The sequence below is a fragment of the Psychrobacter sp. Ps2 genome (genome assembly GCF_022129405.1).
Classification (GTDB): Bacteria; Pseudomonadota; Gammaproteobacteria; order Pseudomonadales; family Moraxellaceae; genus Psychrobacter.
On record NZ_JADQAM010000028.1, the window covers coordinates 40070 to 53243 of the forward strand.

Sequence of the window (13174 nt, forward strand, 5' to 3'; positions counted from 1 at the left end):
GCAGCGGCTTTCTCAGCAGCGGCTTTTGCAGCAGCGGCTTTCTCAGCAGCGGCTTTTTCAGCAGCAGCTTTTTCAGCAGCGGCTTTCTCAGCAGCAGCTTTTTCAGCGGCAGCTTTTTCAGCAGCGGCTTTTGCAGCAGCGGCTTTTGCAGCAGCGGCTTTCTCAGCAGCGGCTTTCTCAGCAGCGGCTTTTGCAGCAGCGGCTTTCTCAGCAGCGGCTTTTTCAGCAGCAGCTTTTTCAGCGGCAGCTTTTTCAGCAGCGGCTTTTGCAGCAGCGGCTTTCTCAGCAGCGGCTTTCTCAGCAGCAGCTTTTTCAGCAGCAGCCTTTTCAGCAGCAGCCTTTTCAGCAGCAGCCTTCTCAGCTTCAGTCTGTTCTATTGGTGGATTTACGTTTGTAGATAAATTTGAAGAACCATTACCAGTGCTGCTGCATGCAACAATGCCTACTGCTAGAACGGTAAGAACACTTATTTTTGATAGATATACTAAAGACACTTTGCTGCTCCAATGAATATTAAATTATCTTTCAGCTTAGAAAGCTGAACTCGACATATGTATGTAAACTATATTACAGCATTGTGTTTGATTTGTATAATATATTGTTAATAACAAATCTTTAAATTGAATGAACGGTAATATTTAGAATGAAAAGAAATAATAATGTAAAGTTAATGAGTAGCTCTAATTACATTACAAAATGAAGTACTTATTGAACGCAGAAATAAGCAAAAGTAGACATTTTATCAGACTTAAGAAACTACCTTATAACACCTTTCCCCTTCATCTAAACCTTTAGCAAATAAAGACTACTTTTCAACAAATATCCTTATTTACGCACTTTACATCCGCATAGACACAATAGATAAATTTATCTAAAAACAAGCATACTGAATCGTCCTATTTATTGGTTTGGCACACTGGTAACTTATATCCTACTAATCAAGAGACATCAGTCAAAACGCCCTATAAGCATGCTGATATTCACTTACAATATTGGAGAAAGTATCGATGACAACACTAAATAATAAAGTCGCGATTGTAACCGGTTCATCAAAAGGTATCGGCGCCCAGATAGCCATATTGCTTGCAGCAGCAGGTGCTAAAACCGTCATTAATTATGCAAATGATGACTCAGCAGCCAATGATATCGTAAGTCAGATTAAATCCGCAGGCGGTGAAGCCATTGCCGTGCAAGCCGATGTTAGTGATACCAAACAAGTCGAAGCAATGTTTGATGCCACTATCAGCGCTTTTGGTAAGCCAGATATTTTGGTCAATAGCGCAGGCATAATGATTAATAAACCCATTGCCGAGACCACCGATGAAGACTTTGACCGTATATTTGCTATCAATGTAAAAGGCACGTTCAATACATTGCGTGAAGCTGCGACTAAACTCAATGACGGTGGTCGTGTCGTAAACCTCTCAAGTACGACCACTCGTATGCTGCTACCTAGTTACGGCACTTACTGTGCGACCAAAGGCGCGGTCGATCAGCTAACCCGTATATTTGCCAAAGAAGTTGGCGAACGCAATATCACGGTCAATGCAGTATCTCCCGGCCCTACTGACACTGAGCTATTTCATCAAGGTAAATCGGATGACACGGTGGAGAGACTTGCTAGCATGTCACCGTTTAATCGTATCGGTGAGCCAGTCGATATCGCTCGTGTGGTGGCATTTTTGGTCAGTGAAGAAGCAGCTTGGGTTACTGGACAAAATATCGGCGCAAACGGCGGTATCGCCTAATAGCACTACTCTATCAAAAATATGTTTTGATCAGATATCGAAATAGAAAGTTATATAGAAAGCTAGCACATAAAAAAAGGACACCTCGCGGTGTCCTCTTTTTTAATCAAATACTTGGTCGTTAAAGATTACTCTTCAACGCCAGCATCTTGACCTTTATATTTTGCGTTTGCGTAGTCCCAGTTCACTAGCTTGTCTAGGAACGTATCAACATAGTCAGGACGACGGTTACGGTAATCTACATAGTACGCGTGTTCCCATACATCACAAGTCAATACCGCTACTTGGTCATGTGCAAGTGGGGTGTCAGCGTTAGCAGTTTTGGCGATTGACAATTTGCCACCGACTTTATCAGCAACTAGCCATGCCCAACCTGAACCAAACTGAGTCAACGCTGCATTTTTGAACTCTTCACGGAACTTGTCGTAGCTACCGAAATCTTCTTCGATTTTTGCTTTTAGATCGCCAGTAGGTTCGCCGCCGCCGTTCGTTGGCGTCATGCAGTTCCAATAAAACGTGTGGTTCCATACTTGAGCTGCTTGATTGAACATACCTTGCTTACTGTCATCTTTAGCAGTCGCTACAATAATTTCTGGCAATGTTTTGTCTTCTAGACCAGAACCTGGCAACATGTCTTTTAGCTTGTTTACATAAGCAGCATGGTGCTTGTCATGATGATACTCTAGCGTTTCGGCACTGATATGTGGCTCTAGTGCGTCTTTTGCATATGGTAGGTCTGGTAAAGTAATGTTTGACATAATTATTTTATCCTTGCTGTTTAGCCGTTAGTTTATAAAAACTTGCTTATAGAAACTGAATTTTACGCTATTTTTACACCGCAAAAAACACTATAAAATAGCGGACTAAATTGGCTGAGTTTATTGTTTGAAATGAACTTTATTGCTTGATACACGGTACTGCTCAATACAATATCACGTATCATTATGAATCCAAAATTAACCTAGCGGTTACTTATTGCTATTATTCTTCGTCAAAAAGCCAAGTCTCTGACTTTATAGACTTTTATTAACTTAATATTCACAAGCCATAAGATATAATTCACTGTAGCTTGTCTCCTATTATAGCAATAGTGACCAATAATATCAGTTACCAAATGTTATAGCCCGTACAATCTGTATAGCGATTGGTTATTTATTACGCGGTAACCGCATTCACTCTAAACTCATGCGTTATCATTGTTAGTATAACTACTTCAATCGACAAACAATTTACCGATTAGCGCTACAAAAGATAAATAAAGCCTACTCGAATAATAGTTTTTCATCATTTTCATATAACGGACTGACTCTATGAGCACCACTGTTAACTCGTTAACTGCTACCCACCCGACAACAGCCAACCGATGGGTACTGGCCAGTAACAACAAAGGCAAATTGGCTGAGTTTAAACGGCTATTTGCCGAAGCGAACTTGGACGTGACGATTGTCCCGCAAGGTCAGCTTGATATCGAAGACGCCATCGAGGATGGTCTAAGCTTTGTAGAAAACGCCATTATCAAAGCCCGTCATGCGAGCCGTATCAGTGAACTGCCTGCGATTGCTGATGACTCAGGACTGTGCGTGCCTGTACTAGGTAATGCGCCAGGTATCTACTCTGCTCGCTATGCTGGTGAGCACGGTAACGATAGTAAAAATAACGCCAAGCTCATCGCTGACTTGCAGCCTATCCGCGCAGCAAATCCAGATACTCCGATCAAAGGTATGTTCGTTTGCGTACTGGCAATGGTGCGTCATGCTGATGATCCGTTACCGATTGTCGCCCAAGGATTATGGCATGGCGAGATTTCAGAGACAGCGCATGGTGACGGCGGTTTTGGCTATGATCCACTGTTTTGGTTACCTGATTTGCAAGCCAGTGCGGCTAGTCTGAGCGCGGCTGATAAAAACAGCATCAGTCATCGTGGTCAGGCAATCCAGCAGCTATTGGCGCAGCTACCTTTATAAGTACTTTATAGCTATTCTATCCATAAGCGCACTTGATACTCATATTGCGCTTGCAACCTTATCGCTGTTTCTTATCTGTTATCTCATTTATTGAATACGAATATGACTGATTTTTTATATAAAATTAAGCCATACAAGAGCAAACAACATAAGGAAACATGCCATCAAAGAGATAATTTTTACTTTAATAAACAGATAGATTATACTGTTCTACTTTTAAAATTTTGTTGAAATCCGTTATTTGGCTGTATAATTCACCAAAAAGCGTTATTATGCGGTGCATTAACGGTTTATTATCGATATTTGATAGCATGGACAACCTCAGCAGGTTCACCTTTTGGTATCAGCGGCGATTGCTACTGGCACTGAATTTGACGTTGTGCGCTATTGCTATCCCCTATTTATTTCAACGGCAGCCCGTCGTACATGCCCGTAATTTGAGGCGCGGTCTGTCTATTACAATTTAACCCTAAGTACTATTTCATTAATCAAACGTACTACTTAATCCTAAAGGTGTAATTAACATGGCTACAGATTTACAAGTCACAACCAACAAGCTATCTAATAAAGAAACCCAGCTAACGGTTAAAGTGCCCGTTGAAAAAATTCAAAACAAAGTTGAAGGCCGTATTCGCCAAGTTGCGAAAACTGCCAAGATTGACGGTTTCCGTAAAGGTAACGTCCCTATGTCACACATCCGCTCTCAGTACGGTGCTGGCATTCAACAAGAAGTTATCAACGATGTGATCCGTGATACTGTGTTTGAAGCAATCAAATCTGAAGACATCCGTGCTGTTGGCATGCCTAACATCGACGACGTAAAACTTGAAGACGATTTCTTGGTATATCAAGCCACTGTTGAAATCTTCCCAGAAGTTGACGTACAAGGTATTGATGAGATCGAAGTTGAGCGTCACACTGCACAAGTGAGTGAAGAAGACGTTGACACTATGATCGAAAACCTACAAAAGCAACGTGAAGAATTCGTTGAGAAAAAGGGCATGGCTGCGAAAGACAACCAAGTGACTTTTGACTTTGAAGGCTCTATCGACGGTGAAAAATTCGAAGGCGGCTCTGCTGAAGACTTTAAACTAGTTATCGGTAGCAACCAGATGATTCCAGGTTTTGAAGCTGGTATCAAAGGTATGAAAGCTGGCGAAGAAAAAACTATCGACGTGACTTTCCCAGAAGATTACCAAGCTGAGAACCTAGCTGGTAAAGAAGCTCAGTTCAAAATCAACGTAAAATTGGTTGAAAAGTCTAAGCTACCTGAAATTGATGATGCGTTCCTAGAGCTATTCGGCGTAAAAGAAGGCGGCGTTGAGAAGTTGAAAGAAGACGTACGCAAAAACATGGAACGCGAAATCAAAAACGCTGCGCGTAGTCAAGTTAAGCAAGCAACTTTTGACGCATTGCTAGAAAAGAACGAGTTTGACGTACCAAACGCGATGCTAGAGCAAGAAATCGAGCGTCAACGCAACATGATGATGCAACGTTTCTCTCAGCAGTTCGGCGCAAATGCTGATAGTTTCGATAAAGACATGCTGCCAAATGAGCTATTTGAAGAGCAAGCGCTACGTGCTGCCCGTCTTGGCATCATCGTTGCCCGTGTTATCGATACTAAAGGCTTAGAAGTAGATCAAGAGCGTGTTGAAACCTTCATCAAAGAAGCCGCTGAAAACTACGAAGATCCAAGCGAGGTCATCGAGTACTACACCAATGACAAGCAGCAGCGCGCTAACATTGAGTCTGTTGTACTAGAAGACCAAGTAGTAGATTACTTGATCGCTCAAGGTAAAGTAACTGACAAAGAAGTTAGCTACCAAGACTTGCTAGCGGCTCAGCAACAACAGCAGCAAGCAATGTAATTGATACGACAAGCTGTCTTTTTAGATATGCTGTAGTCAGTTATCAAAACTAAAATGCGCCCCCGACCTTTTGATCGGGGGCGCATTTTTTATGGCGTTCGTTAACTAGATAAAATCAGTCACAACTATCAACTTTACAAACATCGAATCTATAAACATCGTACTCGTACTATAAAGCGCGCCTTACACCAAAACAGGTGCAAATACGGCGCTCAATCCTAGCAGCACTAGCCCGCGCTGTAACCACAAGCTATCATTAAAGCGTTGCTGCAACTGCTGACTAACCAGCGTACCAACTGCATATAGCGCTAGCATCGTGACCATCATCCCTGCATAAAAACCTAGCTGACCGCTCATACCGACATTTGCTGGTACTTCCATTGCGTGTGCCATGCCATGAAACACTGCCAAATTACCAAAGCCAAATAGTGATAGCTGCTGAATACTTGGTGTGCGTGCTGTATGAGTCTGCGCAGAGAATGTTTCTTGTCTACTTTTTTGGCTCATTAAGACCATAGCCAATACGACCACCGACAGTGATATCGCCACTTCAATCAACCCAGATGATGCAGCAAATGTAATACCGCCTATCAGGACACCTGCCGTACCCAATATCGCGCCTAATGACAACCCTGCCGTCAACGACATCATGCCTAAGCGCTGCTTTTGTAGACCATAAAACAACATGCCCATGCCTACTGCCAGAAATAAATGATCAAGGCCAGTTACTGGATGCATCAGTCCTGCTTGCAACGTACCCAAAAATGACGGCGCTTGCGCGGTAGTCGAGTGAATATGACCTGAATGCGCCTGCGCCAATGACGGTAGCATTAGTGATGTCATCATCACAGCCGAACCAGACACGATATGACGAGCTGAGAGCACTTGTGAAAAGCGAGAGTTTTCGATGTGAAGACCTTTTGTACACTGTGTCATGCTGTTTTTCCTTATTCTTTATATTTTAATGGTAAAAGCTCATCTGCTCTTTAGGCAAGCATGCCATGTTCTTTAATAAAGGCGATAATCTCATTTAGCCCATCGCCTGTTTTCATATTGCTAAAGACAAAAGGTTTGTCGCCACGCATTTTTTTGGCATCGCGTTCCATCACTTCAAGCGACGCACCAACCATTGGTGCAAGGTCAGTCTTATTGATAATCAACAAATCAGACTTGGTAATGCCAGGGCCACCTTTACGAGGTATCTTATCGCCTGCAGAGACATCAATGACATACAAGGTCAAATCAGACAGCTCTGGGCTAAACGTCGCGGCTAGATTGTCGCCACCTGACTCAATGATAATCAACTCTAACCCTTCAAAAGTCGCTTGTAGCTCAGCAATCGCAGTCAGATTAATAGAAGCATCTTCGCGGATAGCCGTATGTGGACAGCCGCCCGTCTCTACACCGCGGATACGCTCAGCAGGCATGGCATCATTGCGGGTCAAAAACTCTGAATCTTCTTTGGTATAGATATCATTGGTCACCACTGCCATATTGACCGTATCACGCAGGTTTTGGCATAGCCTTAATGTCAAAGCAGTTTTACCACTACCAACTGGCCCGCCAATACCAAGGCGTAAGCACGATAAGGCAGAAGACGGTTTCTGGCTGTCGCTATTAGTCTGTACGTCTGATGCATCGTGAGAGTTTTTTGATTTGAGCGGAGTTAGAGACATATTAATTTCCTAAAACGGTTTGTATATTAATAAGTATAAATAGAAATAAAGGTACAGTTATGAGCGGAACAACCGACTGTATTGCTCTTCGTGCATACTTGAGAGAATAGCCAAATTGGGTAAATTATTCGAGATATTAAGCGATTCATAGAGGTCTTGGCATAGCTGCTGACAGTCCGACTCTTCACTATTACCTAAAGTATTGGACGTGTTTGTCGATGTAATTAAAGTATCAAAAGCCTGTTGTACATCGTCACTTAGAGCATCGACCTGAGCACCCAGATCGCTTTGCAATTGCCAAAGAATACGCTGACCCGCCATCTGTCCTAACGGCACTGTCTTAACAGCAGCGAGCACCATGTTCTCTAATTGAGCAAATCCATAAGTAGTCATTGACTGCGCTAGTGGCAGCTGCCAATGCTGAGCAATATGTGCAAATAGCGGCAAAAATCCATCTTCAGGTATTTCGGCCGGTATGCCAAGACTCAATACTTCGTTGAGCCACGACACCATCGCCTGTGCCAACTGCTGCGACTCCAGAACAAACTCTTTACTCTCGAGGCCAGCGTGATAGTCGTGTGCTAGATTTGCCGCTATCGCTTCACGACCTTGGCTTAGTGCACACATGATCAGACCCAATATAGGCAACTCATAGCCAATGACTGCAAGCGCTAGATAGTCCTGCATAAATGTAAGCGTACTGGCTTCATCAGAGACAACCCCTGACTCAATCGCTGACTCCACACCTTGCGAATAGGTATAGCTACCAATCGGCAAATTGCTCGATGCCAGCATCAGTAGCTGTCCAAGTTGGGCAGATTGAGCAGGCTGAGCACTGGTATCAACCATCATTCGAACGACCTACAAGCGCATCATGATGACTATGGCTATGTCCGTGGCTATGACTTTCCTGATGACTATGAGGGTCACTATGCGAATGTGCATGGGAGTGAGCGTGGCCATGCGCATGCCCTTGGCCCGTTTGATAAGCGCCCGTCTCAGGCTCAAATGGCACTGAGGTAGACTCGATATGTAGACCGAGATTTTCTAGCATTTGTGCAAGTACATGATCGTTTTCAAAATATAGCGCATAGCTTGCATTACCCTGATCAAAACTGTGGTCAAACATCAATGGCACATGACGATTGCCCAAATGATAAGCGCCTTTCATTAGTAGAAAGTCATTATCAGCAGTCACCTTAGTCACCGCTTGCGGCTTGGCGATGACTTGCATTAACTCCCCTGATTCATTGATAAGGACATCATCGCCTTTCAAGACGCCTGTACGAGGTAGGTCAACACCAACTGCCTCGCCTGAGACAGTAATGGCTCTAAAGCGAGAATGCTGACGAGTATCAAAGTCTAATAGCAGGTAATCGTCGGCTTGATGCTGTTCTGCCAATTGTGCTTTTTGGACATCGCTAGGCGTACTTAGACGGGTATTAAATATTTTCATTATTCTTCTCTGGCCGTTGTTGCTCAAACTATTGGTCAATAGTATTGATGATAAAAGTGTTGGGAATAAAGATACGATATCACTCAAAAAACCAACTGACTATTGGTATAAATGGTTTATGGCTCACTGTCCTAGAGCTCCTATAAAAGTGCATCATAAGCTCTAAAATAAAAAGTAACGCTGTGCCATGGGTAATACATCAGCTGGCTCACAGGTGAGTGTCTTACCATCCGCACTTACTTCATAGGTCTCAGGATTGATATCCATATCTGGACAGTAGCTGTTAAAGCGCATATCGCTTTTACGAATTTTACGGATGCCGTGTACTGGCTGAATGACTTTGGTCAGCCCAAGCTGCTTGTCCACTTGTTTGTCGATCGCCGCTTGCGACATAAAAGTAATGCTAGTTTGGGCGACTGATTTTGGATAAGTAGCAAACATAGGACGATATTGTACAGGCTGAGGGGTGGGAATAGAGGCATTGATATCGCCCATCGGTACCGCAGCGATGAGTCCGCCCTTTATAATGCACTCAGGTTTTACCCCAAAAAACTTGGGCGACCATAGCACCATATCTGCCCATTTCCCCACTTCGATTGAGCCGACCATATCGCTAATACCATGAGTAATCGCAGGATTTATCGTATATTTTGCAATATAACGTTTGATACGGAAGTTATCGTTGTCCGTGCTTTGATCATAGTCTGTCAAAGTAATGTACTGTTGCTCATCTTCAATGTTCGCCGTTGCATCTGGCGCTAGATGGCCACGTTGAACTTTCATTTTGTGCGCGGTTTGCCATGTACGGATGACCACTTCACCCACCCGCCCCATCGCTTGTGAATCACTACTCATCATCGAGATAGCACCCAAATCATGCAAGATATCTTCTGCGGCGATGGTTTCTTGACGAATACGGCTCTCAGCAAAGGCCACATCTTCAGCAATAGCAGGACTTAGGTGATGACAAACCATCAGCATATCGAGATGCTCATCAATGGTATTGACGGTATATGGTCGAGTGGGATTGGTAGATGATGGCAAAACATGCGACTCGCCAATAGCCTTTAGAATATCGGGCGCATGGCCACCACCTGCCCCTTCAGTATGAAAAGTATGGATACAGCGGTTTTTAAAAGCAGCAAGTGTACTCTCTAGATAGCCACTTTCATTTAAAGTATCGGTATGAATGGCCACCTGCACATCATAGTCGTCAGCGACACTCAAGCAGTTATCAATAGCTTGCGGTGTTGTACCCCAATCTTCATGTAGCTTCAGCCCCACGGCACCTGCTTCGATTTGTTCAGCAATGGGTTCTGGTACACTCACATTGCCTTTACCCAGTAGTCCAATATTCATAGGGATACTATCAGTAGACTTTAGCATTGAGGCAATATGATACGCCCCTGGTGTACAAGTAGTAGCGAGCGTACCTTGAGCTGGCCCTGTGCCGCCGCCCAGCATCGTCGTTACCCCTGACATAAGCGCCGTCTCACACTGCTGGGGCGCGATAAAATGAATATGACTATCGACGCCACCTGCTGTCAGGATTTTGCCTTCGCCAGAGATGATTTCGGTAGCTCCGCCAATAGGAATATCAATAGCGGGCTGGATATCAGGATTGCCCGCTTTGCCAATGGCACTGATACGACCATCTTTGATACCAATATCCGCTTTATAGATGCCTGTATAGTCAACGACCAATGCATTGGTAATAACCGTATCGGCAACTTCCGCGCCTAGTAACTGTCCTTGTCCCATGCCATCACGGATGACTTTACCACCACCAAATTTGACTTCTTCACCTTTGATTTCAATAGGCTTACTACTCTCACCACTTTGCGACGTATCTGCTTGATCAACAGCTGTATCTTTATGACTGGTTAAATCCGCCTCAACCTGTAGCCAAAGCTCAGTATCGGCAAGACGGACTTTATCGCCTGTGGTAGGACCAAAATGCTCAGCATAAATACGACGACTGACTCGCTTCTTCGAAGTAGCGGTTACCTTCTTATCAGTAGTGCTCTCTGATGCTTTGTCTGGATGAGCTGCGCCCATGACGCGCCCAGCAAAACCATAGACGTCTTGCTTGCCAGCGTATGCTACCAATTCGACTTCCCGTGATTGGCCAGGCTCAAAACGTACGGCGGTGCCAGAGATAATATTTAGGCGAAACCCCCGAGTTTGCTCTCTGTCAAAACTCAAGGCATCATTGACTTCATAAAAGTGATAATGCGAGCCGATTTGGATAGGTCTATCACCAGTATTACTCACACTGATGGTCTGTACCTGTCGCCCTTGGTTTAAGATAATATCGCCATCTTGGATATGGTATTCGCCTGCTTGCATGGTAGCCGCCTTATTTTATAGTGAGCATGTCAGTGCTATAACAATGGTATACAGCGTTACACGATGGGATTATGTACCGTGACCAGTTTGGTGCCATCAGGAAAAGTCGCCTCGATTTGTACTTCATCTACCATCTCTGCGACACCTTCCATGACATCATCAGCAGACAAATACGTAGCACCTTCACTCATCAGCTCGGCAACTCTTTTACCATCTCGTGCGCCTTCCATCAGCAACATACTGATATAAGCGATGGCTTCGGGATAGTTAAGCTTAACACCGCGATTTTTGCGGCGCTCAGCCACCATACCAGCGGTAAATAGCATGAGTTTGTCTTTTTCTGTTGGGGTCAGGTGCATGACAATTCCTTGTTGTACTTATCATTATATTTATAGCAGATTAGAGGTTTTCAAAGCATTAAATATCGATTAAAAATAGTCGCAATATATCTTAGTTTCATTATTAAAAGTGGCCGTATTAGGTGTCCCAAATACGTGGACGACAAGGCTCAAGTTGCCACCAATGATCTCGCAAGACTTCTCTTAGCTGATAAAACGCTTCAAAACAACCTCGTACATCTGAGCCAATGTAGCGGATATTGATCGCTTGGCAATTATGAGTGCAGTAGACAGGCAGTTGTGCTTGAGCAATTACTTGTCGTAATGCTGCTACGGTATTGTCTAGATAGCGGGTTAATGACTGCTTGATAGTTGCTTGGGCTGTTTCGGTCGATTGCGTGGTTTGTGACGCGGAGAGTGCAAGATTGTCATGGACATCGCTTAAGCTTGGTACTGCCCAAAACGATCCATAAATATGCTGGTTTGCTAATCCTAAATTTGAGGTAAACCAGCGATTTTGTGCTGCCTGCGCCACTCGCTCAGCAACGACAACCTTGCCATCTCGGTAGATATTCAATCCAGTATGATAACGCCCTTGCAAAAACTGCTCGTCGTAAGCTTGCCGCCCAAATACGCTAATCTCCCATGTCAGTAGACTAGAGGAATCTGTCAAATCGAAGCGGCTCACTGCATGCATATTGGCTTCGTTATAAATGATACTCTCTTGCGGCAGCCATTCTAGACGGGTATCTGCTGCGAGGTTGGCTTGTACGTGTTGGCTCGCATAGGCAGCTATTTCATTTTGACCCATACTTTGGTGAGTATCGTTGTCGCTCAACGGAGCTTTATGTTTTTGACTAACACTGTCCTTGCCGTACCACTTACCTGCCCCTGGTGTGGTGATAACAGCGTGGCTGCCACTATCTAAGTTTAGGTCTATGGTCAGCGTATCACCGCCTGCGATACCGGCTGGCGGGTACAACATCAGTATGTGACAAATACCCTGCTGTACGCTTGGCTCAGGATACAGAGCACGCTGTACCATCAAGGCACCCGTATGCTTACGATGATAAAGCCGCGTTTTTGAGTTATCAGCCGTACCCTCTTTGGCCGTACTTGTACTGCTAACAGTGTTAAAGCTTAATGCTAAAGAAGAGGCCCAACTCATTTTGTATACTCATTTACCAATTAAATATGTTTCAGTATTTTATGTGACAACTCTCATTTACTATCCGTTAAAAACTCTATTGCCAATCGTTAATTACAGTTCATTAACTACAGTAATGTCAGAATAACAGCGAAGAAATACAGCCTACACCATTTATCGTGCCTAGCGCACCATGATAAATCAAAGCGTCAATGTTTTTATTGATACAAGCACTGTGCCAACTCTTGATAGCAGATAATCAAATAGACAACCTTACCGACTCAAAACTTTGATTTGTCTGTGCTTTTTTTTATTTAACTTACATGATAAAAATAACCGTATATTTCCAGCTATTTTCTAAACGTTTTTTGAGCCTTATCTATTTATAAAATTAGCAGATATTTGCACCAAAACAGTACATTTTGTCCATAACAGTGCATTTTTTAGCGTTATTGTTAGCGCAATACCCTCTGAGGACATTAGATAAGCAAAAATACTAAACGCATAACTATTTGCAGGCTGAGTCAGTAAGATAGGTGGATTATAGGGCTATTAATCAGGTATTCTATGTTAAAAAGTCAGGTCAAACATGATTTACGCTATTTGTATCGATACAGATGCTGTCGAT

At 43.6% G+C, this 13174-nt stretch carries 12 protein-coding genes; 3 read left to right on the top strand and 9 right to left on the bottom strand.

Annotation, left to right across the window (positions count from 1 at the left end; genetic code table 11):
• Window positions 1-494: histone H1-like repetitive region-containing protein (locus tag I3254_RS14355; RefSeq protein WP_238050663.1), on the bottom strand; the 494-nt coding region annotated here is incomplete at its 3' end.
• A gap of 513 nt (window positions 495-1007) precedes the next feature.
• Between I3254_RS14355 and I3254_RS01570 the strand changes: the two genes are divergently transcribed.
• The gene (locus tag I3254_RS01570; protein WP_238050665.1) at window positions 1008-1748 is read left to right on the top strand and encodes an SDR family oxidoreductase; all 741 of its coding nucleotides are present in this window, start codon (window positions 1008-1010) and stop codon (window positions 1746-1748) included.
• A gap of 128 nt (window positions 1749-1876) precedes the next feature.
• On the opposite strand, the gene I3254_RS01575 is transcribed toward I3254_RS01570, so the two are convergent.
• Window positions 1877-2506 carry a superoxide dismutase gene (locus tag I3254_RS01575; RefSeq protein ID WP_101205324.1) on the bottom strand — a complete coding sequence of 210 codons (630 nt, stop codon included), beginning with the start codon at window positions 2504-2506 and terminating at the stop codon, window positions 1877-1879.
• 552 nt (window positions 2507-3058) lie between these two features.
• Here I3254_RS01575 and rdgB point away from each other — a divergent pair.
• Together rdgB and tig are read left to right on the top strand one after the other, a co-directional pair.
• Window positions 3059-3712 (top strand): RdgB/HAM1 family non-canonical purine NTP pyrophosphatase, encoded by a 654-nt coding sequence (rdgB, locus tag I3254_RS01580; protein WP_238050667.1) that lies wholly within the window; start codon window positions 3059-3061, stop codon window positions 3710-3712.
• A gap of 524 nt (window positions 3713-4236) precedes the next feature.
• A complete protein-coding gene (gene tig / locus I3254_RS01585; RefSeq protein ID WP_238050669.1) occupies window positions 4237-5580 on the top strand; it encodes a trigger factor in 1344 nt (447 codons plus the stop codon).
• Window positions 5581-5763: 183 nt separating this feature from the next.
• Here the strand turns inward: tig and I3254_RS01590 are convergent, their stop codons facing one another.
• The 7 genes from I3254_RS01590 to I3254_RS01620 all read right to left on the bottom strand — a co-directional run bounded on the left by I3254_RS01590 (window position 5764) and on the right by I3254_RS01620 (window position 12567).
• A complete protein-coding gene (locus I3254_RS01590; protein WP_238050671.1) occupies window positions 5764-6516 on the bottom strand; it encodes a HupE/UreJ family protein in 753 nt (250 codons plus the stop codon).
• Between the two features lie 50 nt (window positions 6517-6566).
• Entirely contained in the window at window positions 6567-7256 is a 690-nt protein-coding gene (gene ureG / locus I3254_RS01595; RefSeq protein ID WP_238050673.1) for an urease accessory protein UreG, read from the bottom strand.
• Between the two features lie 57 nt (window positions 7257-7313).
• Window positions 7314-8108, bottom strand: coding sequence for an urease accessory UreF family protein (locus tag I3254_RS01600; RefSeq protein ID WP_238050675.1), 795 nt, complete (start codon window positions 8106-8108; stop codon window positions 7314-7316).
• A complete protein-coding gene (gene ureE, locus I3254_RS01605) occupies window positions 8098-8712 on the bottom strand; it encodes an urease accessory protein UreE (RefSeq protein WP_238050677.1) in 615 nt (204 codons plus the stop codon). The genes I3254_RS01600 and ureE overlap by 11 nt, the downstream gene beginning before the upstream one ends.
• A gap of 162 nt (window positions 8713-8874) precedes the next feature.
• Entirely contained in the window at window positions 8875-11061 is a 2187-nt protein-coding gene (gene ureC / locus I3254_RS01610) for an urease subunit alpha (protein ID WP_238050679.1), read from the bottom strand.
• 56 nt (window positions 11062-11117) lie between these two features.
• The gene (gene ureA / locus I3254_RS01615; RefSeq protein ID WP_057761815.1) at window positions 11118-11420 is read right to left on the bottom strand and encodes an urease subunit gamma; all 303 of its coding nucleotides are present in this window, start codon (window positions 11418-11420) and stop codon (window positions 11118-11120) included.
• 118 nt (window positions 11421-11538) lie between these two features.
• A complete protein-coding gene (locus I3254_RS01620) occupies window positions 11539-12567 on the bottom strand; it encodes an urease accessory protein UreD (RefSeq protein ID WP_238050681.1) in 1029 nt (342 codons plus the stop codon).
• Window positions 12568-13174 lie beyond the last annotated feature (607 nt).

Coding starts and splice junctions, on each gene's coding strand:
- I3254_RS01620 (WP_238050681.1), bottom strand. CDS start 12,567: ATGAGTTGGGCCTCTTCTTTAGCATTAAGCTTTAACACTGTTAGCAGT.
- I3254_RS01590 (WP_238050671.1), bottom strand. CDS start 6,516: ATGACACAGTGTACAAAAGGTCTTCACATCGAAAACTCTCGCTTTTCA.
- ureE (WP_238050677.1), bottom strand. CDS start 8,712: ATGAAAATATTTAATACCCGTCTAAGTACGCCTAGCGATGTCCAAAAA.
- ureG (WP_238050673.1), bottom strand. CDS start 7,256: ATGTCTCTAACTCCGCTCAAATCAAAAAACTCTCACGATGCATCAGAC.
- I3254_RS01600 (WP_238050675.1), bottom strand. CDS start 8,108: ATGATGGTTGATACCAGTGCTCAGCCTGCTCAATCTGCCCAACTTGGA.
- ureC (WP_238050679.1), bottom strand. CDS start 11,061: ATGCAAGCAGGCGAATACCATATCCAAGATGGCGATATTATCTTAAAC.
- I3254_RS01570 (WP_238050665.1), top strand. CDS start 1,008: ATGACAACACTAAATAATAAAGTCGCGATTGTAACCGGTTCATCAAAA.
- I3254_RS01575 (WP_101205324.1), bottom strand. CDS start 2,506: ATGTCAAACATTACTTTACCAGACCTACCATATGCAAAAGACGCACTA.
- tig (WP_238050669.1), top strand. CDS start 4,237: ATGGCTACAGATTTACAAGTCACAACCAACAAGCTATCTAATAAAGAA.
- rdgB (WP_238050667.1), top strand. CDS start 3,059: ATGAGCACCACTGTTAACTCGTTAACTGCTACCCACCCGACAACAGCC.
- ureA (WP_057761815.1), bottom strand. CDS start 11,420: ATGCACCTGACCCCAACAGAAAAAGACAAACTCATGCTATTTACCGCT.